The organism is Salinibacterium sp. dk2585 (genome assembly GCF_008001035.1).
Lineage (GTDB): Bacteria > Actinomycetota > Actinomycetes > Actinomycetales > Microbacteriaceae > Homoserinimonas.
In genome coordinates, this window is sequence record NZ_CP042856.1 from 2,692,233 (window position 1) to 2,714,412 (window position 22,180).

The 22,180-nt window shown below is 68.7% G+C and carries 23 protein-coding genes; 6 read left to right on the forward strand and 17 right to left on the reverse strand.

The window, feature by feature from the left end; all coding sequences use genetic code 11:
- Positions 1-87: 87 nt before the first annotated feature.
- Entirely contained in the window at positions 88-1,068 is a 981-nt protein-coding gene (locus FVA74_RS12740; RefSeq protein ID WP_147722854.1) for a PDR/VanB family oxidoreductase, read from the reverse strand.
- Position 1,069: 1 nt separating this feature from the next.
- Complete coding sequence (locus FVA74_RS12745; protein ID WP_147722855.1) at positions 1,070-2,203, reverse strand: aromatic ring-hydroxylating dioxygenase subunit alpha; 1,134 nt, start codon at positions 2,201-2,203, stop codon at positions 1,070-1,072.
- A gap of 129 nt (positions 2,204-2,332) precedes the next feature.
- On the opposite strand from FVA74_RS12745, the gene FVA74_RS12750 reads away from it, so the two are divergent.
- Positions 2,333-2,911: a PadR family transcriptional regulator gene (locus tag FVA74_RS12750; protein ID WP_147722856.1), complete on the forward strand. Its 579-nt coding sequence runs from the start codon at positions 2,333-2,335 to the stop codon at positions 2,909-2,911.
- A gap of 286 nt (positions 2,912-3,197) precedes the next feature.
- On the opposite strand, the gene FVA74_RS12755 is transcribed toward FVA74_RS12750, so the two are convergent.
- The 3 genes from FVA74_RS12755 to ubiE form a co-directional block, all read right to left on the reverse strand.
- Positions 3,198-4,556 (reverse strand): FAD-dependent oxidoreductase, encoded by a 1,359-nt coding sequence (locus tag FVA74_RS12755; protein ID WP_147722857.1) that lies wholly within the window; start codon positions 4,554-4,556, stop codon positions 3,198-3,200.
- A 19-nt stretch (positions 4,557-4,575) separates the two neighbouring features.
- Complete coding sequence (locus tag FVA74_RS12760; RefSeq protein WP_147723227.1) at positions 4,576-5,592, reverse strand: polyprenyl synthetase family protein; 1,017 nt, start codon at positions 5,590-5,592, stop codon at positions 4,576-4,578.
- A gap of 80 nt (positions 5,593-5,672) precedes the next feature.
- Complete coding sequence (ubiE, locus tag FVA74_RS12765; RefSeq protein WP_147722858.1) at positions 5,673-6,374, reverse strand: bifunctional demethylmenaquinone methyltransferase/2-methoxy-6-polyprenyl-1,4-benzoquinol methylase UbiE; 702 nt, start codon at positions 6,372-6,374, stop codon at positions 5,673-5,675.
- 37 nt (positions 6,375-6,411) lie between these two features.
- On the opposite strand from ubiE, the gene FVA74_RS12770 reads away from it, so the two are divergent.
- On the forward strand, positions 6,412-7,680 hold the full coding sequence (locus FVA74_RS12770; RefSeq protein WP_240792243.1) for an isochorismate synthase MenF: 1,269 nt from the start codon (positions 6,412-6,414) through the stop codon (positions 7,678-7,680).
- Positions 7,681-7,795: 115 nt separating this feature from the next.
- Here the strand turns inward: FVA74_RS12770 and menD are convergent, their stop codons facing one another.
- Both menD and FVA74_RS12780 read right to left on the reverse strand, forming a co-directional pair.
- Entirely contained in the window at positions 7,796-9,484 is a 1,689-nt protein-coding gene (gene menD / locus FVA74_RS12775; protein WP_147722859.1) for a 2-succinyl-5-enolpyruvyl-6-hydroxy-3-cyclohexene-1-carboxylic-acid synthase, read from the reverse strand.
- Positions 9,481-9,861, reverse strand: a complete 381-nt coding sequence (locus FVA74_RS12780) for a PLD nuclease N-terminal domain-containing protein (RefSeq protein ID WP_147722860.1) — start codon at positions 9,859-9,861, stop codon at positions 9,481-9,483. The genes menD and FVA74_RS12780 overlap by 4 nt, the downstream gene beginning before the upstream one ends.
- A 92-nt stretch (positions 9,862-9,953) precedes the next feature.
- On the opposite strand from FVA74_RS12780, the gene FVA74_RS12785 reads away from it, so the two are divergent.
- Complete coding sequence (locus FVA74_RS12785) at positions 9,954-10,259, forward strand: DUF4229 domain-containing protein (protein WP_147722861.1); 306 nt, start codon at positions 9,954-9,956, stop codon at positions 10,257-10,259.
- Positions 10,260-10,271: 12 nt separating this feature from the next.
- Here the strand turns inward: FVA74_RS12785 and FVA74_RS12790 are convergent, their stop codons facing one another.
- From FVA74_RS12790 to FVA74_RS12800, 3 genes are all read right to left on the reverse strand, one after another.
- Positions 10,272-11,228, reverse strand: a complete 957-nt coding sequence (locus tag FVA74_RS12790) for a 1,4-dihydroxy-2-naphthoate polyprenyltransferase (protein WP_147723229.1) — start codon at positions 11,226-11,228, stop codon at positions 10,272-10,274.
- Positions 11,229-11,360: 132 nt separating this feature from the next.
- Entirely contained in the window at positions 11,361-12,263 is a 903-nt protein-coding gene (locus FVA74_RS12795) for a 1,4-dihydroxy-2-naphthoyl-CoA synthase (RefSeq protein WP_147722862.1), read from the reverse strand.
- A gap of 92 nt (positions 12,264-12,355) precedes the next feature.
- The gene (locus FVA74_RS12800; protein WP_147722863.1) at positions 12,356-12,793 is read right to left on the reverse strand and encodes a hypothetical protein; all 438 of its coding nucleotides are present in this window, start codon (positions 12,791-12,793) and stop codon (positions 12,356-12,358) included.
- Positions 12,794-12,866: 73 nt separating this feature from the next.
- Between FVA74_RS12800 and FVA74_RS12805 the strand changes: the two genes are divergently transcribed.
- The gene (locus FVA74_RS12805) at positions 12,867-13,853 is read left to right on the forward strand and encodes an o-succinylbenzoate synthase (protein ID WP_147722864.1); all 987 of its coding nucleotides are present in this window, start codon (positions 12,867-12,869) and stop codon (positions 13,851-13,853) included.
- A 32-nt stretch (positions 13,854-13,885) separates the two neighbouring features.
- On the opposite strand, the gene ccsB is transcribed toward FVA74_RS12805, so the two are convergent.
- From ccsB to FVA74_RS12830, 5 genes are read right to left on the reverse strand one after another with little or no spacing between them, the layout of a single operon-like run.
- A complete protein-coding gene (gene ccsB / locus FVA74_RS12810) occupies positions 13,886-14,848 on the reverse strand; it encodes a c-type cytochrome biogenesis protein CcsB (protein WP_240792245.1) in 963 nt (320 codons plus the stop codon).
- Positions 14,848-16,485 carry a cytochrome c biogenesis protein ResB gene (locus FVA74_RS12815; protein ID WP_147722865.1) on the reverse strand — a complete coding sequence of 546 codons (1,638 nt, stop codon included), beginning with the start codon at positions 16,483-16,485 and terminating at the stop codon, positions 14,848-14,850. Before FVA74_RS12815 ends, ccsB begins: the two co-directional genes overlap by 1 nt.
- On the reverse strand, positions 16,469-17,221 hold the full coding sequence (locus FVA74_RS12820; protein ID WP_147722866.1) for a cytochrome c biogenesis CcdA family protein: 753 nt from the start codon (positions 17,219-17,221) through the stop codon (positions 16,469-16,471). The genes FVA74_RS12815 and FVA74_RS12820 overlap by 17 nt, the downstream gene beginning before the upstream one ends.
- Positions 17,221-17,823: a TlpA disulfide reductase family protein gene (locus FVA74_RS12825; RefSeq protein WP_240792246.1), complete on the reverse strand. Its 603-nt coding sequence runs from the start codon at positions 17,821-17,823 to the stop codon at positions 17,221-17,223. The genes FVA74_RS12820 and FVA74_RS12825 overlap by 1 nt, the downstream gene beginning before the upstream one ends.
- Positions 17,824-17,825: 2 nt before the next feature.
- On the reverse strand, positions 17,826-18,464 hold the full coding sequence (locus FVA74_RS12830) for a histidine phosphatase family protein (RefSeq protein WP_147722868.1): 639 nt from the start codon (positions 18,462-18,464) through the stop codon (positions 17,826-17,828).
- Positions 18,465-18,636: 172 nt separating this feature from the next.
- On the opposite strand from FVA74_RS12830, the gene aspS reads away from it, so the two are divergent.
- Positions 18,637-19,965, forward strand: coding sequence for an aspartate--tRNA(Asn) ligase (gene aspS, locus FVA74_RS12835; protein ID WP_147722869.1), 1,329 nt, complete (start codon positions 18,637-18,639; stop codon positions 19,963-19,965).
- A 177-nt stretch (positions 19,966-20,142) separates the two neighbouring features.
- Here the strand turns inward: aspS and FVA74_RS12845 are convergent, their stop codons facing one another.
- A complete protein-coding gene (locus FVA74_RS12845; RefSeq protein WP_147722870.1) occupies positions 20,143-20,943 on the reverse strand; it encodes a hypothetical protein in 801 nt (266 codons plus the stop codon).
- A gap of 142 nt (positions 20,944-21,085) precedes the next feature.
- Entirely contained in the window at positions 21,086-21,484 is a 399-nt protein-coding gene (locus tag FVA74_RS12850; protein ID WP_147722871.1) for a cupin domain-containing protein, read from the reverse strand.
- Between the two features lie 138 nt (positions 21,485-21,622).
- Between FVA74_RS12850 and FVA74_RS12855 the strand changes: the two genes are divergently transcribed.
- Positions 21,623-22,177 carry a hypothetical protein gene (locus FVA74_RS12855; RefSeq protein WP_147722872.1) on the forward strand — a complete coding sequence of 185 codons (555 nt, stop codon included), beginning with the start codon at positions 21,623-21,625 and terminating at the stop codon, positions 22,175-22,177.
- Positions 22,178-22,180: the final 3 nt, after the last annotated feature.

Here is a 22,180-nt window from a genome sequence, read left to right on the forward strand (position 1 = left end):
TCCTGCCCCCCCTCTCCCGCCGCTGAGACGACACTCAAGCATGCTCCCGGTGCTCAGGAAGGTGTTTGAGTGTCGTCTCAGCGGGGGTCAGGTGGTTTCGATCGTGACGATGGCCGGCGCGCCCGCCGCGACCACGCGGGAGACGCAGCAGCACATCTTGGCGCGATCGTCCTTCTGGCGGTCGCTGTAGAAGACGTCGCGGTGGTCGATGTTGCCCGTGAGTGACTGCACCCGCACCTCGCACAGCCCGCACTCGCCGCGGCGGCAGTCGAACATCATGTCGACGCCGGCATCCTCGAGCGCCTCCAGCATCGAGCGCCCCTTCGGCACGACCGCCTCGACGCCCAGATGAGGGATGCGCACCGTGAACTCCTCGGGATCAAACCAGCCGCTCGCGCCGAAGGTCTCATAGCGCAACTGCTGCGGCGGCAGGCCGCGGGCAGCCCAGGAGCGACGCACGGCATCCATCAGCCGGATCGGCCCGCACATGTACACCTCTGTGTCATCGCTGACCGAGTCGACGAGCGCCGCGACCGACATCGTCGTGCCCTCGTCATCGACATGAATGCGGATGCGCTCCCCCAGTTCCGCGTCGAGCTCGCGCAGGTAGGCCATGGCTGAGCGCGAGCGGCCCGCATAGACGAGCGTGAAGTCCGCGTTGACCCGGGCGAGGGCGCGCGCCATCGCCGCGATCGCCGTGATGCCGACGCCGCCCGCGAGCAGCAGGTACCGTGGTGCCCCGTAGCGCAGCGGGAAGTTCTGCAGCGGCTGCGTCACCTCCAGCACGTCGCCGGGCGCGAGCTGGTGCATCCAGATCGAGCCGCCACGCGAGGTCGGCGTGCGGAACACACTCAGCGCGACGCGATCACCCGTGGCCGAGGCATCCACGATCGAGTACGAACGCTTCTCCGGCTTGCCGTCGATCGTGACCATCAGGTCGAGGTGCGTGCCAGGGTCGGCCTTCGCCGGCATCTCGGGCGCAAGGACGATGCGACGGATGCCCGTGGCAACGTCTTCCACCGAGACAACACTTGCCCGCTGCCAGACCTCGATGTTGCTCGCGACCACGTCAGGCGCCCGTGCGACGGAAGGTCGGTGCGGCAGGAGCCATGCGCGCCGAGCGACCCTCAGCCTCAAGCATCCGTTCGATGATTCGGCGCGCCCACATGCCGCCCGCGTCGATGTTGAGGTTGTAGAACTCGTAGTCGGGGTTGGCGTCGATCGCGGCCTGCTGGGCTTCGAGCATGACCTCGTCCTCGCCGAAGACGCCGTACACGCCCTGGCGCAGCTGGGTCGTGATGAGCTGGCTGTCGAGACGGTAGTTGCGCATGAACGCCCAGAAGTAGTGGCTCGTGCGATCCGTCTCGGGCGTGATCGTGTTCATGACGTAACCGTTGACGCCCTGGCTGCGGTCACCCTCGGGCGCCCCCGTGCCGACCATCGCGACGCCAACGTCGATGCAGATCGTCGACGGCGCCTCGAAGTGGATGATCTGCCAGCGGTCGACCTTGCCCGAGAACCCGGGGAACTTGTCCCGCATGTTCTTGAGCCAGAAGGGCGGCGGGTCGATGTTCAGCATCCAGCGCTCGACCTTGACCGTGCGGTCGTCGTGCGTCGTCACGAAGTCGGACTCACTCAGCTCCTCCTGCCCGATGGTCGAGGAGTGCACGAACTCCTCGTGGGTGAGGTCCATGAGGTTGTCGAGCACGAGCTGGAAGTTGCACTTGGCGTGGATCGTGAGGCCGTCGCCCGCCCATTCGGGGCTGTCCATCTGGTGCATGTCGGGCACGAGCGCGGGGTCGGCGAGCGCCGGGTCACCGAGCCACACCCACACGTAGCGGTAGCGCTCCACGACTGGGAACGACGGTACGGTCGCGCTCGGGTTGATCGTCTCCTGCGCGGGCATGCTCACGCAGCGGCCGAGGGAGTCGTAGATGATGCCGTGGTACGGGCACTGGATGCCGTCGCGACCCACGACCTTGCCCATCGAGAGCGGTGCGAGGCGGTGCCAGCAGGCGTCGGCGAGCGCGACGGCGCGACCGTCCTCGGTGCGGTAGAGCGCGAGCGGGCGGTCGGCGATGCGGCGGGCCATCGGCTTGCGCGTGACCTCGTGGTCCCAGGCGGCGACGTACCAGGCGTTGAGCGGATGCGGCATGACCTTGTGTGTCGTCGAGGTCTGACGGGCGGGCATGGTGTCGGTCATGTCTCTTCCTTCGCGATCGGCGTTGATCGGCTGCGCTTGCATAGCGGACACTATCTATGTAGATAGATAGTTGCCGTGCGGATAGGCTAGCCCGCGGCATCCGCTGTCCGCAACCATCCGGGGGAAACCATGAGCCTGCGCAATGCGATCCTCGCGCTGCTCACGGTGGAACCGATGACCGGCTACGACCTGCTCAAGCAGTTCGAGGCATCCGTCGGTCACGTCTGGCACGCGCCCGACTCGCAGATCTACCCGGCCCTGCGCGCCATGGAGAACGACGGACTGCTCGAGGGCACGGATGTCACGTGGGGCCAGCGCGGCACCAAACGCCGCTACGCGATCACCGAGGCCGGGCGCACCGCCTTCCGCGAGTGGATGGACACCCCGCTCGACTACCCGCGCGACCGCGACCCCGTGCACCTCAAGGCCGCGTACTTCGAGTGGGCGACACCGGATGCCGCGCGGTTGCAACTGCGCGCGCACATCGCGCACTACACGGAGCGGCTCGAGCAGTGGCGCGAGAAGATCCGCGAGATCGAGACGGGCGGCAGCGACATGCTCAACCGGCGGCTGGCGACCGTGCCCTCGTCGCAGCACGAGCGCACGATCGCGTTCAAGCGGTACACCTACGAGGGCATGATCGCACGCGCCGATGCCGAGATCTCATGGGCCCGCCGCGGCCTCAAGCTGCTCGACGAGCTCTCCTAGTCGGCCCGCACCTTCCGCTGAGACGACACTTAAACACCTTCCCTCGCCCCGGCAGGATGCTTTCATGTCGTCTCAGCGCCTGTGAGCGGCGGGTTGTGCACAGGTCGGCGAACTGGGGCCGGGCGGGGCCGCGGGGGCTGACAGCGTGGGCGGATGCCGCATCCCACTTCCCCCAGAGTTCGACGGGCGCCCCTTCACCTATGCTGAGGCTCGCGACGCAGGCATTGGGCGACGTCGACTGTCAGGACCTGACCTGCACCGCCAGCGGATGCACGGGCCGGGGCGGCTACGCCCCGCGGGCCGCCCGGAGCATGTCGTCGCGGTCAACGAGCTTGATGCGCTCGCGGCCCTCGGGCGCGCCCAGGGCCTTCTCGGCCTCATCGAGGTTGTGCCAGCCCGACAGGTCGGTGTACTCGACCCCGCGCGACTCCAGCAGTTCGGTGACCGCCGAGGGCTCCGGATGCGACGGGCTCCACCAGTCCGCCTGGCCGTTGATCACGTGGCTGATGGTCTCCATGGCGTCGCTCTTGGTGTGCCCGATGAGCCCAACGGGGCCACGCTTGATCCAGCCGGTCGCGAACACGCCGGGGACGACCTGGTCGTTGTCGTCGATGACCTGGCCCTCACGGTTGGGGATGACCCCGCGACGCTCGTCAAAGGGGATGCCGTCGAGCGGCGAGCCGAAGTAGCCAACCGCGCGGTAGACGGCCTGCACGGGCACCTCGCGGATCTCGCCCGTGCCGAGCACGCCGCCTTCGCCATCCGGCTCGGTGCGCTCGTAGCGCAACGCCTGCACGCCGGACTTCGCCGAACCAACGATCTCGAGCGGCTTCGACCAGAAGTGCAGGTGCAGGCGGCGGGATGCCTGCCCCACTTCCCGCGTGCGCCACGAGTTCAGCACGCGGTTGATGACCATGACCTGCTTGTTGGTCGCGATGGCCGCCTCGGATGCGGCATCCGTCACCTCGAAGTCCTCGTCGTAGAGCACCATGTCGACGTCGTTGAGCTCGCCGAGTTCACGCAGCTCGAGCGGGGTGAACTTCACCTGGGCTGGCCCGCGGCGGCCGAAGACGTGCACGTCGGTCACGGCCGACTTCTTGAGGCCCTCGTAGACGTTGGCGGGGATCTCGGTCGTGAGCAGGTCGTCGGCGTGCTTCGCGAGCATGCGGGCCACGTCAAGCGCGACGTTGCCGTTGCCGATCACCGCGACGGATGACGTGTCGAGCGGCCACTCGCGCGGGAAGTCGGGGTGCCCGTCGTACCAGTTGACGAACTCGGCGGCGCCGTAGCTGCGGGGCAGGTCGATGCCCGGGATGTCGAGCGAGGCATCCCGCACCGCGCCCGTCGCGAAGATGACGGCGTTGTAGTGCTGCTTGAGGTCGGCGAGCGTCAGGTCGGTGCCGTAGTGCACATTGCCGAAGAGGCGTATGTCACCACGATCGAGCACCTCGCGGAGGGCGTTGATGATGCCCTTGATGCGCGGGTGGTCGGGGGCGACGCCGTAGCGCACGAGCCCGTAGGGGGCGGGGAGGTGGTCGAAGAGGTCGATGGAGACATCGAACTGCTTCTCAGCCTTGAGGATGATGTCGGCGGCGTAGATGCCGGCGGGTCCGGCGCCGACGATGGCAAGCCTCAGCTTTGTCATGGGGTCCTTTCGGGGAAGGTCAGCTGCTGCGCTCGACGATGGAGTCCGCGAAGCGGGTGAGGGCCTTCTTGACGGGGCCCTCGGGGAGGGGTGCGATGGCGTCCTTCGCCTCACGAGCCCAACGGTGAGCCTCTTCTATCGTGCGGGCCGTGGCTGAGTGCTCGCGGAGTTGCGCGATCTCGGCATCGAGCGGGGCCTCTGCCTGGCGGCCGGCCTCGATGCGGGCGAGGAGGTCCGCGGCCTCCGGGTCGATCTCGGCGTCGCGCTGCAGGTAGAGCAGCGGCAGCGTCACGACGCCAGCACGCAGGTCGGTGCCGGCGACCTTGCCGGTCTCCTCGAACTCCGCGGAGAGGTCGATGACGTCGTCGACGAGTTGGAAGGCGACGCCGATCTTCTCGCCGAACTCCTCGACCTGGGCTTCGAAAGCGGCGGATGCCTCGGAGAAGCTGATGCCGATGCGCGCCGCTGCGGCGATCAACGAGCCGGTCTTGTCGGCGAGCACCTGGATGTAGTGCTCGATGGGGTCCTCACCGTTCCGGGGACCGATCGTCTCGTGCAGCTGGCCGAGGCAGAGCCGCTCGAAGGTGTCGGCCTGCAGGCGGATGGCGTCTTCGCCGAGACTCGCGATGAGCTTGCTGGCCCGGGCGAACAGCAGGTCGCCGGAGAGGATCGCGACCGAGTTGCCCCACACGGTCTGCGCGCTGGGGACGCCGCGACGCATGTGCGCCTCGTCCATGACGTCGTCGTGGTAGAGCGACGCGAGGTGCGTGATCTCGAGTGCCGTCGCGGCCGTGAGGACGCGATCGTCGACGCCGCCCCCCAGCTGTGAGGTGAGCAGCGTGAGGGTCGGGCGCACGCGCTTGCCGCCCGCTTCGAGCAGGTATCGGCTCGTGACATCCGCCAGTTCGTCGGCGAAGGCGATCTCGGTGAGCAGGCGCGCCTCGACAGCCTCGAGGCCCTTCTCAACCTGGTCGACGACGCGGCGCTCCTCGGCGGTCGAGAAGATCGCCTCGGTGAGCCCGAGCGACGCCACCATGCTTGCACGGCGGCGCACGCGTGTCAGCTTGCCGTCCACTGCATCACCCTCATCGTTGTGGCCCGCCGCGCGGGCATGGTTCAGTTCGCCGCGGGCACGCGGGCGCGGTGAAGTGCCACCACTCCGGCCGTGAGGTTGCGGTGCTCGACTCCGGTGAAGCCGGCGTCGCGGATCCACGATGCGAGCGTGGCCTGGTCTGGCCAGTCCGCGATGGATGCCGCCAGGTAGGTGTATGCCTCCGGGTTGGTGCTCGAGGCACCCACCACGAGGGGCATGAGGTATTTCATGTAGGCGTTGTAGCCCGTGCGCACGAGCGCGAGCGGTGGGGTCGAGAACTCGCACACGACCAGGCGCCCGCCCGGCTTGAGCACGCGGCGCATCTCGGCCAGCGCCTTCTTGGGGTCTTCGATGTTGCGCAGCCCGAAGGAGATCGTGACGGCGTCGAACTCGGCGTCGCTGAAGGGCAGCTGCATGGCGTCGGCGTGCACGAAGTCGATCTGTGGGTGGCGGCGACGGCCCACCTCAAGCATGCCGTGTGAGAAGTCGGCGGCAACGACGTGGGCTCCGCTGCGCGAGATGATTTCGGAGCTCGTGCCGGTTCCCGCGGCAATGTCGAGGATGCGCTCCCCCGGCTGCGGGGCAATGGCCTTGACGACGGCGTGGCGCCAGAGCGCCGAGTTGCCCATCGAGAGCACGCCGTTGGTGCGGTCGTATCCGGCTGCGACCTCGTCGAACATCGCCGACACCTGGTCGGGTTGCTTGTTGAGGTCAGCGGTTGCCACCCGTCAAGTCTACCCGTGGCGGGGATAGGCTTGCGTGGTGATCGATCCTGTGCGGCAGGTGCCCGCGCTCACCGTCGAGACGGTCGCCATCGACAACCCCGGCCCCCTCGTCTCGCTGCTCGACCGGCAGCAGCCGCTCCTGTGGCGTCGCCGGGGTTTCGGCATCACTGGGCACGGTGTCGCGGCCCGTTTCGAGTTCTCGGGTGAGCAGCGGATGACGGATGCCGCGGCCACCTGGCGCGCGGTCGCGGACGCCGCCACGATCACCGACCCGCTGGCGTTACCCGGCACGGGTCTTGTCGCGTTCGGCAGCTTCTCGTTCTCGCCGGGTTCCGCGCACGCGAGCCGTCTCGTGGTTCCGGCCTTCGTGGTGGGTCGCGCCGAGGAACACTTCTGGCTGACCCGCATCACGGTCGGCCCTGCGCCCGTCGAGCCGCTCACGGCCGCCATGCTGCCGCGGGTGGAGGCTGCGACATCCGCCGCTCACGCCTCCTTTGCGGATGGCGCACTGTCGTCCGAGGGCTACCTCGGCATCGTGCGGGACGGCATCGGGGCGATCCGCGACGGGCGACTCAGCAAGGTCGTGCTCGCTCGCGATCTGGCGGCGCGCCTCGAGGCGGGCGCTGACCTCCGCCCCACGATCGCCGCTCTGGCCGAGAGCTACCCCGACTGCTGGACCTTCGCAATCGACGGCTTCATCGGCTCGAGCCCCGAGACCCTCGTGAGCGTGCACGACGGCGTCGCCACGGCGCGGGTGCTCGCCGGCAGTGCAGCGAGGGGCACGGATGCCACGAGCGACGACGAGGCCGCAACGACCCTCGCGACCTCCCCCAAAGACCAGGACGAGCACGAGTTCGCGGTGCAGAGTGTGCTGGCGTCGCTGCGCCCGCACAGTCGAGGGGTCGTCGCGAGTGAGGTGCCCTTCACCCTGCGGCTGCCAAACGTGTGGCACCTGGCCAGCGATGTCGAGGGCGTGCTCGACGACGGCTCGACCTCGCTCGACCTCATCCGGGCGCTGCACCCGACCGCGGCCGTCGCGGGCACGCCGACGCCCGACGCCATGGCGTTGATCGAGGAGCTCGAGCCCTTCGACCGCGGACCCTATGCCGGTCCGGTCGGCTGGGTCGGCGCGGATGGCGACGGCGAGTGGGCGATCGCCCTGCGCAGCGCACGGGTGGATTCCGACGGCACAGTGACGGCGTGGGCGGGCGCTGGCATCGTGGCCGACTCCGACCCGGAACGCGAACTGCTCGAGACCCGCATGAAGTTCAAGCCCATCGTGGACGCGTTCGACCCGGTCGGCTGAGGCGCATCGAACCCAAGCTCCGACGTGAGTGGCCAAACATTCGGCCTCCCAGCCGGGTTTGGCCGAAACTTTGGCCACTCACAGGGCAGAGCACGCCGCGACGGCGAGGCACGCGTCAGCGCGCCAGCGGCACCTCGATCACGACCGGCCCGGGTGAACCCGTGAGCGCGGCATCCAGTTCGCTGCGAGTCGCCGCGCGCACGTACTCCCAGCCGTAGGCGCCCACGAGCGCGCCCAGGTCGACCTCGTGGGGGGTTGTCATGACGCGCTCGAACGCGGAGGGGTCGGATGTCGCGGCGACCTCAAGGCCGCCGAAGATCGTTCCCCCACCGTCGTTGCCGACGATCACCTGGATGCGGGGTCGCTCCTCCCCGCGCCCGAGCAGCAGGCCGCCTGGCTCGTGCAGGAAGGTCAGGTCGCCGACGAGCGCGCGGGTGACGCCCGTGGCATCCGTCGCGTCCTGGCTTGCGATTGCGACGCCGATCGCGGTCGAGAGCGTGCCGTCGATGCCGGCGAGGCCGCGGTTGGCGTGCACGCGGATCTTCTTGCCCGGCACCGCGGAGTCGAGCTCGCGGATGAGCCGCGAGGAGCCGAGCACGAGCCGGTCGTGCGGCCACGTCGCCCGCCACACGGCGTCGGCGAGGGCGCGGCGCGTGACGGGTGCGCGCAATGCCGCGAGGGTCTGCCGCTGGAACGCCGCCGTGACGGTGCCGTCGTAGGCATCCGGCGCGTCGACCACGGGGGCATCATCGGATGCCTCGATCAGGCCGCGGCTCGTGTGCACCCAGCGCCCCAGCCAGGAGCGGTCGGGGTCGGGGCCGCCCTCGACCTCGATCGCGTCGATGAACTCGGCGACGCGGTGACCGGGGTTGTAGTCCTCGGGCGAGCTGCCGCGCACGACAATCGTGTGTACGTCAGCGCGCTGGATGAGCTGCGGCACCTCGCGGCTCAGGGTGGGGTGCCCGAAGACGATGGCACGCTCGATGAGCCCGCCGAAGTCGGGGTCGCGCAGGAGTTCCCGGTAGGCAGCGACGAGGTTGGGGCCGAAGCGGGCACCGCTCGAGACCTCGGCGAGGAGCGGGGCGCCGAGGGCGCGGGCGACGGCCTCGGCCTGCTCGCCGGCGCGGTCCCCGGCGATGACGACCGTGCGCGGCGCGGCGGAGAGGCGGTGGGGGCGGTGGGTTGAGGAGCGAGGCACGAGCGTATCGAAACCCGCAGCGTCGCCCGCGGCAGGCAACTCCGCGATCGCCGCCGAGAGGGGCTCGCGGAAGGCCACGTTGAGGTGCACCGGGCCCGGGGCATCCGAGTGCCCGCATGCGGCCGACCACGCCTCCCGGGCGATCGCACGCGCACCCGCGGGGTCAGCACTCTCCTGCGAGGGCGCGTCGATGTCGCGCGTGAAGCGCACGGCCGGGCCGAAGATACCGTGCTGCACGGTCGTCTGGTTGGCGCCGATGCCGCGGAGCTCGGCGGGACGGTCGCCCGTGATGACGATGAGCGGCACGCCCGCGTGGTGTGCCTCGAGCACCGCGGGGTGCAGGTTTGCGACGGCGGTTCCCGAGGTCGTGATGACGGCGGCCGGATGCCCCGACTCGGCCGCGAGGCCGAGCGCCAGAAAGCCCGCCGAACGCTCATCGATGCGCACGTGCAGGCGGGCACGGCCGGCCCGTTCAAACTCAGCCGCGGCGAGCGCCAGCGCCTGCGAGCGCGAGCCTGGAGCCACGACGAGGTGGCGCACACCGAGGCGAACGAGTTCTGCCAGCAGGCCGACCGAGAACTCGGTCGCCGGGCTCCCGGCGTTCATTCGCCCTTGGGCTCGTCGCTCGCGCCCTTCAGGCCCGTGTTGTCTTCGTCATCGAGCTCCGCGAGCTTCGCCTCGAGGTCACGGATGCGCTGCTCGCGCTCCGCCTCGGTGTCGACGCTGCGCAGGAAGGCGGGGTCGTCGTCGGGGTAGACGGGACGCGAGGCCGCGGGGCGGCCGCCGGCACGCGGCATCCGCTCCTTGCCGATCGTGAACCAGAGCAGGCCGCCGATGAGCGGAAGGATGATGATGACGAAGACCCAGGCGCCCTTCGGGAGCCCGCGGGCACGGAAGTCGTCGGTGCGGATGCAGTCGATGAGCGCGTAGACCCAGAAGGCCAGCAACAGTGCTGCCCCGAAGACAGGTAGGAAGGCGCGCATGCCCCGAGTCTACGCCAGCGGACTTGGCGGCCGCTGGGCGATCGTTCGACCGCGGGGACGGATGCCCAGGCCGCGCTGCGTAGACTCGTTGCGTGAAAACCTCCCACCGTTGGTTGCTCTACACGCTCTTGCGCCTCGGCCTCTTCGCCGGTGTCTTCGCCGCACTGATGCTGCTCGGCATCTGGTGGTGGCTGTCGGCGATCTTCGCGATGGTGATCTCGTTCTCGGTCGCATACCTGTTCTTCCGCGACACCCGCGACCAGCTGGCGCTCGACCTCCAGCAGCGGCGCGAGAAGCCCGAGGTGCACCCCGACGCCGAGGCTGAGGATGCGGTGACGGATTCGCCGGATACAGTCCCAGCTGAACGGCGCGACAAGTCCGGCCCCGAGGCGCGTTAGGCGCGACTCCCGCTAGAACACGATCGCGGCGGCCAACCCCAACGCGAAGGCGAGCGACGTGAAGCTCGCGAGCTTGAGCACGAGCAGGAACTCCTGCGCCGTCTTGCCCGTGCAGGCGATGATCACCGCGGGCACCGCGAGGAGCAGCACGAAGAAGACGTACTTCGCGAGGATGAAGAGCAGCGCGAAGAACACGAGAATGCCGAACGGCGCGAGGATCAGCACCGTGAACAGCACGCGGGATGCCGTGAGCCCGATGAGCACCGAGAGGGTGCGCTTGCCGGAGAGGCGGTCCTGCTCGATGTCGCGCATGTTGTTGGCGACGAGCACAGAGCACGCGAAGAGCCCCGCGATGACGGCGAGCAGCCACGCCTCGAGCGAGACGGTGCCAACCTGCACGTACATGGTGCCAGCGGTCGCGACGAGGCCGAAGAACACGAAGACGAAGAGCTCGCCGAGGCCGTAGTAGCCATAGGGATGCTTGCCGCCCGTGTAGAACCAGGCTGCGGCGATCGCGGCCGCCCCGACGGCGAGCAGCCACCACTGCCCACTGAGCACGATGACGGCGAGGCCCGCCAACGCGCCCAGCCCGAGGAACACGAGCGCGACGGTCAGCACGGTCCGCGGCTTGGCCGCCCCCGAGCCGGTCAGCCGCGATGGGCCCACGCGGTGGGCATCGGTGCCGCGGATGCCGTCGGAGTAGTCATTGGCGAAGTTCACGCCGACCTGGAGCAGCAGGGCCGTCGCGAGGCACAGGAGGGCACGCACCCAGTGCCAGCCCTCTTCCGGCGCGGAGAAGTGGGCCGCCGCCGTGCCGAGCGCGACGGGCGCGATTCCGAGCGTGAGGGTGCGGATGCGGGCGCCCGCGATCCAGTCGCGGGCTGTCGCCGGCTGCACCTTCGCCTGCGGGGGCACGGGTCGCTTGCTGCTGCGCGCCGCTGCCGCTGCCGCTGCCTTACGGGGGTCCATCCTCTGCTGCTTCGCTCTAGCCACGATCGAATCCTATTCGGGAGTGCACACGAGGCATCCGCCATGAGCGCTGCGACTTCTCACCAGCGCTGCCGAATATACGGGCGCCCTAATGAGAAGACACCGCGCTCGTCAGAATTGCCAGGGGAAGGGCGACCAGTCGGGCGCGCGCTTCTCGAGGAACGAGTCGCGGCCTTCGACCGCCTCGTCCGTGCCATAGGCGAGGCGCGTCGCCTCGCCCGCGAAGACCTGCTGGCCCACGAGTCCGTCGTCGACGGCGTTGAAGGCGAACTTGAGCATCCGGATGGCGGTCGGCGACTTGGTCAGGATCTCCTGCGCCCACTCGTAGGCTGTGATCTCGAGTTCCCCATGCGGCACGACCGCGTTGACCGACCCCATCTCGTACGCCCGCTGGGCGCTGTACTCACGGGCGAGGAAGAAGACCTCCCGCGCGTTCTTCTGCCCGATCTGACGCGCGAAGTAGGCGCTGCCGTAGCCGGCGTCGAAGGAGCCGACGTCGGCATCCGTCTGCTTGAACTTGCCGTGCTCCGCCGAGGCGATCGTCAGGTCGCAGACGACGTGGAGGGAGTGCCCGCCGCCGGCCGCCCATCCGGGCACGACCGCGATGACGACCTTGGGCATGAAGCGAATGAGGCGCTGCACCTCGAGGATATGGAGGCGTCCCGAACGCGCGGGGTCCTGCACGGTCATCGCGTCATCCGAATATTTGTAGCCGTCGCGGCCCCGGATGCGCTGGTCGCCACCCGAGCAGAAGGCCCAGCCGCCATCCTTGGGGCTCGGCCCGTTGCCGGTCAGCAGCACGACGCCGATGCGCGGGTTCTGGCGGGCGTCATCGAGCGCGCGGTAGAGCTCGTCGACCGTGTGCGGTCGGAACGCGTTGCGCACCTCCGGCCGGTTGAACGCGATGCGGGCGACGCGGCCCTCCGTGTCGTGGTGGTACGTGATGTCGGTCAGCGCGTCGGCGCCGGGCGCCACCACCCAGCGGGAGTCGTCGAAAAGCTCGGAGACGGTCATGCTCCCAGCCTACGGGGGCGCGGCGCGCGGAGTTTTGTGCGTCGCGCGTACGATCAAACGTGCGCGTGACGCACAGAAGTGCGCGCGGCGGGTTAGCTGAGGGCGCCGAGCACCGTGACCTGCAGCCACGGGTTCGCGAGCAGCCCGAGGACGATCGCCGGGGCGCCCCACCAGCGTCCGAGACGGGCCACGACCGCGACGAGGCCGGTCACGACGCCGGCCAGGGTCAGCCCGTTGGCGATCCACGCGAGCACGGATGCCACGGCCCAGGAAGTCTCGGTGGCAGACGCCGGTGCGGCGATGGTGATCGCGACGATCTCGACCACCAGTCCCACGAGCGCGAGCCCCAGCGCGACCATGCCGGGGAGCGCCTTCCCGCGTCGACGAGCGCTTGGCACGGGCTGCGGGGACTGCGCGGGCCCGGTGGGCACCGTCAGCACTGGCTCAGCGGTCCAGTTCGCCGCCGACCAGGGATCGGCAGATGGCGCTGTGCCCGCCCCCGCGGGCGCGGACTCACCACTCGAATTCATGCACGCGAGCCTATTCCACGTGTCGCGGGCACACTCACGGGGAACGCGACATCCGTTTTGCCAGACTGGGGCGATGCTCCCCACGATCGACGACCTGCTCGCAACGGCGCGAGTGGTCTGTCTCCCCCTGCGCACGCGGTTCCGCGGCATCGACACCCGCGAAGCCCTCCTCCTCGAGGGGCCGCGCGGTGCGACCGAGTTCTCCCCCTTCGTCGAATACGACGACACCGAGGCAGCCACCTGGCTTGCCGCCGCGATCGACTTCGGCTGGGGCGAGGAACCGGCCGTGTTCCGCAGCAGCGTGCGGGTGAACGCGACCCTGCCGGTGGTCGAGCCCAGTCGCGTCGCCGGGGTGCTCGACCGATTCAGCGGATGCCGCACCGTCAAGGTCAAGGTCGCCGGCCCGTCCCAGCGCATCGCCGACGATGTCGAACGGGTGCGGGCGGTGCGCGAGTACCTCGGCCCGGAGGGCCGCATCCGCCTCGACGCCAACGGTGCCTGGACGATCGACGAGGCCGAGCGGGCCGTGCACGCCCTGGCCGAGTTCGACCTCGAGTACCTCGAGCAGCCGTGCGCGAGCGTTGACGAGCTCGCCCAACTGCGCGAGCGCATCCGCTACATGGGCATCGGCATCGCCGCGGACGAGAGCGTTCGGAAAGCCGAGGATCCGCTCGCGGTTGCCCGGGCCGGCGCCGCCGACCTGCTCGTCATCAAGGCGCAGCCCCTGGGCGGCATAGCCGCCGCGGAACGCATCATCGCCGAGGCCGGCCTGCCGGTCGTCATCTCGAGCGCACTCGACACAAGCATCGGTCTCTCGATGGGCGCCCACCTCGCAGGTGTGGTCCCCGTGCTCGACTACGACTGCGGACTCGGCACGGCGGCCCTGCTCGAAGCGGATGTCACGGAGGAGCCGCTCTCCCCCGTCGACGGCTGCATCCCGGTGCGCCGCATCGACGTGAGCCCAGCCCTGCTCGACCGCCACGAGGCATCCGAAGACCGTCGCGACTGGTGGCTCGACCGGCTGCGCCGCTGCCACGCGCGCCTGACGAGGGTCGAGTAACGAGCGCGGGTGTCGATACGGCCGTTGCCGGCCTACAGCCCGCTGTAGCTGTGCAGCCCCTTGAAGAACTGGTTGACGATCACGTAGTTGAAGAGCACCGAACCGAAGCCGATGAGCGCGAGCCAGGCCGAGCGGGCGCCGCGCCAGCCGCGGGTTGCGCGGGCGTGGATGTAGCCGGCGTAGACGGTCCAGATGATGAACGTCCACACCTCCTTGGTGTCCCAACCCCAGTAGCGACCCCAGGCGCGCTCGGCCCAGATGGCCCCGGCGACGAGCGTGAAGGTCCAGAAGACGAAGCCGACGACCGTCACCAGGTAGGCGAGGTTCTCGAGGCGGTCGGCCCTGGGCAGCGTGCGGAGGAAGCCGATGCCCTTGCCGCTCGTCTCGCGGCGCGACTGCAGCAACTGCAGGAGCGAGAGCGCGGCACCGATCGCGAAGAGCGCCGTGCCGAGGGCGGCCACGAATACGTGGATGACGAGCCAGTACGAGTCGAGCGCGTCAGGCAGCGGCTTGACCGGCACGTAGAAGTTGACCGTCGCGACACCGAGCGTGATGAGCAGGCCGCCGACGATGTAGGCGCCGAGGAACTTCAGGTCCTGCCAGAACTGCAGCAGCACGAACACGAGCGCCACGATTGCCGAGGAGGTCAGCGAGAACTCGAACATGTTGGCCCACGGCACGAAGCCCTGGGCGACGCCACGAAGCACGACCGCGGCGACGTGCAGCAGCGTCGCGAGGATGGTCAGGGCGAAGGCGATCCGTTCCAAGCGGTAACGGGGTGCCGCGACATCCGTCGTCGTCTTCTCGAGGGTGGCGGTGGTGGTGCCGGATGCTGAGGCCACCTGCCGCTCCGACATGGCGAGCTGGTCGGCAGCGGCCGTCGCATAGGTGGAACGCTTGGCGAGGTCGATCGTGAACAGCACAAAGGCGAACACGTAGACCGCCATCGCCGAGTAGACGGCGACCAGCGAGTAGGAATCAAGCACGTCGGACACTAGCTAAGCCTAACCCCGAGCGCCTGGGCGTGCCGCTCGGCCAGATCACGCACGGCGCCGTCGAGGCCCGGGTCCTCACCGCGGGCGAGACCAGCGTATTCGAGGCGGATGCCCTCATCGCCATCGATCGCCTTGACCCACACCCGGCGGCGCGGTACGAAGAGCCCCGCGATGAGCCCGCCGATGACGAGGATCGTGAAGACGAGCACCCAGCCGGCGCTCGGGTCATGGTGCACGTCGAAGGATGCGAAGCGCAGCACGCTCTCCCCGTCGGGCGAGGCCTCGCTCATGTCATCGAAGGTGACGGTGCCGCGTCCACCTGGCAGCTCGTAGGACTCCCCCGGTCGCAGCTGGATCGAGTCGACACCGGAGTCGCCGCCGACGATCTCTCGCATGCCCTCGACATTGAGCGAGTACACCGAGCGGGGCGTGCCGTCATCAAGGCCAAGGTCACCTGTGTAGACGTTGAGCGTGAGCACCGGGTCGAGCAGGTCGGCGAAGTTCGAGGTGAGCGCGCCCGACTCAAGCACAGCCGCCGAGGGGTAGAAGAAGCCGCGCATGCCGATCTGCTCCGGCACGGCATCCGTGACCTTGATGATGCCGAGGGAGGTGAGGTTGTCATCCTGCGGGATGAAGGGCACGGGCCCAGTGAAGGCGATGTTGCCATCGGCATCCGTGACCGTCACGTGGGGTGCGTAGCCGTTGCCGACGAGATAGGTATCGAGGCCCATTATCGGCAGCGGTTCGTTGACACGCACCTGTGCCTCATAGGGGCTGCGCCCGCCTTCGTGCACCGTGACATCGGCGCTGAAGTTGCTCGCGAACCCGAAGGCGTTGACGTTCTCGGTCTCGTAGCTCGCGTCGAAGTCGTCGAGGATGAGCCGGTAGGGCGGCAGCGAGCCCTCGTCGAAGAAGCGGCCGGGGCTGAACGAGTCGTAGTCGTTCAGCACGTTGACGAAGGGCTTGCCCTCCACGACGACCTTCTGGCCGTTGTAGGCGAAGCCGCCGCCGATACCCACCGAGACAAGCACGCCGATGAGCGCGGTGTGAAAGATGAGGTTGCCCGTCTCGCGCAGGTAGCCGCGCTCGGCCGAGACCGACAGCTCCCCCGCCTTCTCGAAGACACGCACGCGGTATCCGGACTTGCGCAGCAGCGTCCGTGCCGACTCGATGGCGGATGCCGCGGTCACGCCTTTCGCCTCAGTCGAGCGATAGGCCTCCAGCCGCGACAGGCGCGCCGGCGTCTTGGGCGGCGGCGTGCGGAGCGCCTTCAAGTGGTGGAGCGTGCGCGGGATGACGCAGCCGATGAGCGAGATGAAGAGCAGCAGGTAGATGGCCGAGAACCACACCGAGCCGAAGACGTCGAAGAGCTGCAAGTCGTCGAGCACCGGGGCGAGGTCTGGGTGATCGCTGTAGTACTGCGTGACGCCGTTGGGGTCAGAAGAGCGCTGCGGCACGAGCGAGCCCGGGATCGCGGCCAGCGCGAGCAGGAGCAGCAGCACGAGCGCGGTGCGCATGCTCGTCAGTTGCCGCCAGAAGAAACGCAGGTAGCCGACGACGCCGAGGGAGGGCTGGTTGACTCCGCCCTCGCGCGGCGCGGGCGCCGGGCTGTCGTGATGGTCAGATGGCCGGGACAAAGCTGCCGATCACCGATCCCAAACTCGAGATGAACATGCCCCACAGCCCCGTCACCATGGCGAGGCCGACGAGGACGAGGAGTGCGCCGCCAACGAGGTTGACGACACGAATGTTGCGCTTAAGCCACGCAACGGAACCCGCCACCCAGCCGAAGCCGAGCGCGACGATCAGGAAGGGGATGCCGAGGCCGAGGCAGTACACGGCGCCCAGCAGCGCGCCGCGACCCGGTGAACCCCCCTCGAGGCTCAGGGCAAGCACCGCGGCCAGCGTCGGCCCGATGCAGGGCGCCCAGCCAAGGCCGAACACGATGCCGAGGAACGGCGCCCCCGCGAGGCCCGTCGCCACCTTCCAGCGCGGCTTGATCGTGCGCTGCATCGCGCCGAAGCCGCCGATGAAGACGAGCCCCATGACGATGATGATGACGCCCGCGATGCGCGTGATGATGTCCATCCAGCGAATGAGGAGCAGCCCCGCGACACCGAAGAGCAACCCGAAGGTGACGAAGACCACGCTGAACCCGAGCACGAAGAGCAGCACCCCGAGCAGCAGGCGATTGCGGGAGCGGCGGCGCGAGGCATCCGTTTCGCTGACCTCGGTGACCCCGCCGATGTAGCCGAGGTAGCCGGGCACGAGCGGGAGCACGCAGGGCGAAGCGAAGGAGACGAGGCCCGCGAGGAGGGCGAGGGGAATCGCGAGGAGGAGATTGCCCCCGAGGACAATCTCGCCGACATCCACTAGAGCTCCTCCGCGACGAGCTCACGGATGATCGTGTCGAGGTTGCCCGGCGCGGTGATCTGCCCCAGGAACCGGGCCGCGACGCGCCCCTCCTTGTCGAGCACGAGCGTCGTCGGCACGGCGCTCGGGGATGCCTGGCCGGCGAAGGCGAGACGCACCTCGCCCGTCTCCCCGTCCATGATCGACGGGTAGGTGATGCCGTACTTGCGGGCGAAGGCGAGCGCGTTCTCGGGCTGGTCGAGGGTGTTGACGCCGATGAACGAGACCCCGTCGTCCTTGTGCTTCTGGTGCAGGGCTTCAAGGTCGGGGGCCTCGGCACGGCAGGGGCCGCAGGCGGCGTACCAGAAGTTCACGACCACGACGCGGCCCTCATAGTCGGTGCTCGACACCTCGACGCCCGAGTCGGTCATGCCCGAGTACTCGGGGGCGGCACCGCGGTTCTCGGGTGTGATCTCCAGGATCGCGCCGTCGTTCGACTCCGTGTTGCTCGCCCCGCCGTTGCCGTACTTCTGGGCGAGCGGGTCGCTGGCGGTACAGCCCGTGAGGAAGAGCGCGCCGAGCGCGAGGATCGCCGCACCGCGGCGAAGAACGGATGCGCGCACGCTCACACCGCCCCATGGTCTGCGGCCTGCGCGAGCAGCTCGGCCGCGGGCTCAGCGTAGGAGTGCTCGACGAAACGGTCGTCCTCCCGGCGAAGCGTCGTGATGCTCGAGAGGCTGCAGCGGCGCTTGCGGGGGTCATGGTAGAGCTTGCGGCCCGTCACGTAGCGCTGCACCATCACGATCGGCATCTGGTGGCTGACCATGACGACCTCGCCGTCGTCGACGGAGTTCCAGGCGTCTTCGATGACCGCGAGCATCCGGTCGGCCACACTCGCGAAGGGCTCACCCCAGCTCGGCTTGAAGGGGTTCATGACCCACGGCCACGACTGTGGCTTGGTGATGATCTTGGGGCCGAACTCGAAGGTCTGGCCCTCGAACCTGTTGGTGGGCTCGATCAGGCGCTCATCCGTCGTGACCTCAAGGCCGAAGCGCTCCGACCACGGCTTCGCCGACTCCTGTGCACGCTCGAGCGGCGAAGCGAACAGCGCCTTGACGGGGTGGCCCTCGAGATGCTGGGCGGCGGCATCCGCCATCCGGTGGCCGAGCTCCGAGAGCCGGTAGCCAGGGATGCGGCCATAGAGCACGCCCTCGGGGTTATGCACCTCGCCATGGCGAACAAGATGAATGAGGGAGGCAGGCACGCATCAAGTCTAGGCAGACGGATGCCTGAGAAATGCCTGCCCGCGGGTTGAGCAGGCCCGCCGGGGCCGTATCGACACCGGAACGTGATGCGAGGGGTTTCGATAGGCTCCTTCGTCGCTCGCAAGCTCGCCCCGCGAGGTCCGCGCAATCGCGCGCAACTACACTGGAGCCGTGACTGAACGCACCCTCATCAAGGACCTCGCCGCGGCACCCGACGGCCCCACCTCTGTCTCCGGCTGGGTCGAGACGGTTCGCGATCAGAAGAAGGTGCAGTTCGTCGTGCTGCGCGACGAGAGCGGCGCCGTGCAGCTCGTGCACCCGCGCGTTTTCAACGAAGACGGCACACCGGCGGAGGATGCCCTCGCAGAGACGATCTCCGGACTCGCCCAGGGCACGTTCCTGACGGCCGTGGGCGAACTCAAGCACGACGAGCGGGTCAAGCTCGGCGGCGTCGAGATCAAGCTCGACTCGATCGAGGTCGCGGCGGCCGCGATCCCCGAGACGCCCATCGCCGACGACAGCGGCATCGACAAGCGCATGGACTGGCGCTTCCTCGACCTGCGCGTGCCCAAGCACGCCCTCGTCTTCAAGATCCAGACGACGCTCGAGCACGCCTGGCGCAGCTACTGGGTCGACAACGACTTCATCGAGATCCACACGCCCAAGCTCATGGCGAGCGCCTCCGAGTCACGCGCCGAACTCTTCGAGGTCGAGTACTTCGAGGGCAAGGCCTACCTCGCGCAGAGCCCCCAATTCTTCAAGCAGATGGCGCAGCCGGCCGGCTTCGGCCGCGTGTTCGAGATCGGCCCGGCCTTCCGCGCCGACCCCTCCTTCACCTCGCGCCACGCGACCGAATTCACCTCGGTCGACGCCGAGATCAGCTGGATCTCCTCACACGAAGACGTCATGCGGATGCACGAGGAACTGCTCGTCGCCGGCCTCACGGCCGTCAAGGAGAAGCACGGCGAAGCGATCCTCGAGCACTTCGGCATCGACCTGCAGGTGCCGACGACGCCCTTCCCCCGTATCCCCCTCGCGGAGGCGAAGCGCATCGTCGCCGAGCGCGGCTACGAGGTCCCCCGTCACGACGACGACATGGACCCGGAGGGCGAGCGCCAGATCGCGGCCTACGTCAAGGAGCAGTTCGGGCACGACTTCGTGTTCCTGACCGACTATGCCTCGAGCATCCGGCCGTTCTACCACATGCGCAATGCCGAGGATGCGGCGCTCACCAACAGCTACGACCTCGTCTACAACGGCGTCGAGATTTCAACGGGGGCGCAGCGCGAGCACCGCGTCGACGTGCTCGTCGAGCAGGCGAAGGAGAAGGGCCTCGACCCTGAGGAGCTCGAGTTCTACCTCGACTTCTTCCGCTACGGGGTGCCGCCGCACGGTGGCTTCGGCATGGGCCTCTCGCGCGTGCTGATGCTCATGCTCGGCCTGCCGAACCTGCGCGAGACGACGTACCTCTTCCGCGGGCCGAACCGCCTGCTGCCGTAGGGCACTCTCCCAATTCAGGAGCTGGCTCTCCTGTTTCAGGAGCTGGCTCTCCTGTTTCAGGAGCTGGCTCTCACAACTCAGGAGTTGGCTCTCACAACTCAGGAGTCGGCGTTCCCAACTCAGGAGTTGGTGCTCCCAACTCAGGAAACACCCATCGTTTCCTGAATTAGGAAAGCGTCACCACGCCTCGGCGGGCGCCTCGATGACCTGCGTCGGCGTGTAGTGCCAGTGCGAGCCATTGGCGTAGTGGCTGCTCGCCCACGGCGACGCCCAGATGGCTGCCTCGGTCACCTCCGTCGGGGCGGATGCCGAGAAGCCCTCGCGGATGCCCGCATAGCCCGGATGTGTGTGAAGGGCCTCCGCGGCATTCTGCGCAGCAACGCGCAGGTTCGGGTAGGAGCCGAGCCCTCCCCCGCCACCGGAGCCCCAACCGTTGTTGAGCGGGTTGTTGCGGTTCCACCACGACTTCTCGTAGTTCTCCTGCCGCATCCACCGCATGATGACGGTGACGTTCTGCTCCGTGACCGGCCACTCGCCATAGTGCAGCACGAGGCTCGCCCAGTCGCGATTGGTGCCGCCCGCAACATAGGTCTGCTCACCGGGCGTCGCCGTGAAGCTGTCGCGCGGGGTCGCCGCGAGTTGAGTGCCGACGACCTGCAGTGACTGGGCGGCGGGCGGAGCATCCGTCTGTCTGGTGCTTGCGAGCCCCGGCAGCACGGCGGCGGCCGTCAGCACCGCGAGCGCGACGGCAGCCGCCACGAGTGAAGCGAGGACGCCGGGTCGGATGCCGCGGCGCTTGTCCCCGAAACGGCGCCGTCCGCGCGGCCGGCCGTCGCCCGACGCGGCTCGGGTGTCCGCTTCCGACCCGGGCGCACGGGGCCGAAGGGTACCCGCGGGAAGGGTCGCGAGCATCCCCGTCCAGGTGGACGGTGTCTCGGCGCGGCGACGGCCGCGGGGACGCACTGGGGGCACAGTCATGACCGGCTGACTCTAGAAGCCGACCCTGAAGATCAGCTCAGGATCTGTGGGGCTCGAGAGCGCTGAGCCTGCAAAAAGCGGCCGTTTCGTACGGGAAACGGCCGCTTTCTGCAGGCTCACGGTGCCGACAAGACCGGAGAGGCTACTGCGGCGGCTCGTCCTTGCCCTCTTCCTCAAGGCGGTCGGCCTCTTCCTTGGTCTTGTGCACGGCGCCGTCCGCGTGGTCTGGCGGGCCGTAGACCGTGTAGAGCACGAGCGGGTTGGGGCCCGTGTTGACGAAGTTGTGATGCTGACCGGCGGGCACGACCACGAGGTCGCCCGATGCAATCTGCTTCTTGTTGCCGGAGACCGTCGCCTCGCCCGTGCCGCTCACAATCGTCAGGATCTGGTCGTTGTCGGGGTGGGTCTCCGCGCCGATCTCGCCACCGACCGGGATTGTCATGATGACGAGCTGGGTGTGCTCGCCCGTCCAGAGCACGCGGCGGAAATCTGCGCTCTTCTCCGCTTCGGTCTCGATCGAGAAGTTGATGAGTTTCGTCATGAGGCGGACGTTACGCCCCCAACTGTGAGAACCCTGCAAAGCCCTCCTCGCTGAGACGACACTCAAGCACCTTCCGGCGTCCCGTGAAGGTGCTTGAGTGTCGTCTCAGCGGTATGGGGGTGGTGCTAGCGTGGCGGAATGAGCAGCACCGACCCCGCCCGCACGTCCGCTATCGAGGCCGGGGAGGCGCTTCTCCAGATACTGCGTCGACACATCGATGTCGTCGCATCCGGTAACGGCTCTGAGGACGAGGCCGAGGATGTCGACCGCCGCCTGTGGGAGGCCGTCGGCGAGTACGGGGATGCGCTCGACGAGCTCTTCGACGAGCCAGAGGAGCCCGAGGAGGGCGTTGCCGACGAGCTCACCGTCACAGTGCGCACACGCTACGACTACACGGTCGTCGACGAGAAGGCCCTCATGCAGAGCAGCGAGGGCATCGGCGCCGCAATCGGGCGCCTCATCGAGCGGCACGGCAAGCCCATCCCGGCCCTCGAGGTCGACTCGCTCGAGACCGGCAGCGGTCTCGTGACGGTGCACCTCGGCGGGGAGCCGCTGGCCGCCTCTGATTTCGACACGGCAGAGGAGCCGACGGACCTGCTGCTCGTCGCCCCCGAGGAGCGCCTCGCCTTCGTGCTCGACGAGCCCGTCTACGAGTCCCGCGCCGAGGCAGAGTCCGCCGCGAAGCGCCGCTGAGCC

Coding starts and splice junctions, on each gene's coding strand:
- FVA74_RS12850 (WP_147722871.1), bottom strand. CDS start 21,484: ATGACGAAACTCATCAACTTCTCGATCGAGACCGAAGCGGAGAAGAGC.
- menD (WP_147722859.1), bottom strand. CDS start 9,484: ATGAACGCCGGGAGCCCGGCGACCGAGTTCTCGGTCGGCCTGCTGGCA.
- FVA74_RS12750 (WP_147722856.1), top strand. CDS start 2,333: ATGAGCCTGCGCAATGCGATCCTCGCGCTGCTCACGGTGGAACCGATG.
- FVA74_RS12790 (WP_147723229.1), bottom strand. CDS start 11,228: ATGGACCCCCGTAAGGCAGCGGCAGCGGCAGCGGCGCGCAGCAGCAAG.
- FVA74_RS12745 (WP_147722855.1), bottom strand. CDS start 2,203: ATGACCGACACCATGCCCGCCCGTCAGACCTCGACGACACACAAGGTC.
- FVA74_RS12760 (WP_147723227.1), bottom strand. CDS start 5,592: ATGGTGGCGTCGCTCGGGCTCACCGAGGCGATCTTCTCGACCGCCGAG.
- FVA74_RS12755 (WP_147722857.1), bottom strand. CDS start 4,556: ATGACAAAGCTGAGGCTTGCCATCGTCGGCGCCGGACCCGCCGGCATC.
- FVA74_RS12845 (WP_147722870.1), bottom strand. CDS start 20,943: ATGACTGTGCCCCCAGTGCGTCCCCGCGGCCGTCGCCGCGCCGAGACA.
- FVA74_RS12855 (WP_147722872.1), top strand. CDS start 21,623: ATGAGCAGCACCGACCCCGCCCGCACGTCCGCTATCGAGGCCGGGGAG.
- FVA74_RS12780 (WP_147722860.1), bottom strand. CDS start 9,861: ATGCGCGCCTTCCTACCTGTCTTCGGGGCAGCACTGTTGCTGGCCTTC.
- FVA74_RS12795 (WP_147722862.1), bottom strand. CDS start 12,263: ATGACCGTCTCCGAGCTTTTCGACGACTCCCGCTGGGTGGTGGCGCCC.
- FVA74_RS12800 (WP_147722863.1), bottom strand. CDS start 12,793: ATGAATTCGAGTGGTGAGTCCGCGCCCGCGGGGGCGGGCACAGCGCCA.
- FVA74_RS12805 (WP_147722864.1), top strand. CDS start 12,867: ATGCTCCCCACGATCGACGACCTGCTCGCAACGGCGCGAGTGGTCTGT.